Origin of the sequence: Mesorhizobium sp. M7A.F.Ca.US.011.01.1.1, from assembly GCF_003998295.1 — a bacterium.
Lineage (GTDB): Bacteria > Pseudomonadota > Alphaproteobacteria > Rhizobiales > Rhizobiaceae > Mesorhizobium.
In genome coordinates this window covers 1-454 of record NZ_RZRT01000249.1, presented here as the reverse complement: position 1 = coordinate 454, position 454 = coordinate 1, and the positions used below count along the sequence as shown (strand labels likewise).

The window sequence follows — 454 nt, the reverse complement described above, 5'->3', positions numbered from 1 at the left end:
CCTGCATCTCGGCGCGAAAAACATTCCGCGCGAGCGGAGGCGGGCGCGCAATCGCGGCGACCGGTTGCTGGCCTGCCTCGATGGAATCCACGACGCAGCGCTGGCTGGCCTGAAGGAACACGATCGGCTGGTGCTAGCCAAAAGCCAGCTGGAGCGGCGAGTCAAACAACGGCGCGCCAGCTCGAAACTGCCCGACCTGGTCGAACTCGTGCTGTCGCGGCCACTCGTTTCGGCGGGCATGATCCAGGAGCGGCTAAAAGTGACAAAACAAGGGGCGCTCAACCTGATCGGCGAGCTTGGCCTGCGCGAGATGACGGGGAGGGGAAGGTTTCGCGCCTGGGGAGTGATCTGAAACGAGCATCGAGAGCTTGCCACCTTATCGTGGGCTGTGACAAGAGACTAAGCTACTGATAATGCAAGATTATCGTTCGTTTCTATGAGGCGACAGGTGGGG

At 61.0% G+C, this 454-nt stretch carries 1 protein-coding gene; it reads left to right on the top strand.

What is annotated here, in order from left to right:
* Positions 1 to 352, top strand: a 352-nt coding sequence (locus EOA13_RS37580; protein ID WP_127298073.1) for a helix-turn-helix domain-containing protein, incomplete at its 5' end; no start/stop codon positions are given.
* Positions 353 to 454: the final 102 nt, after the last annotated feature.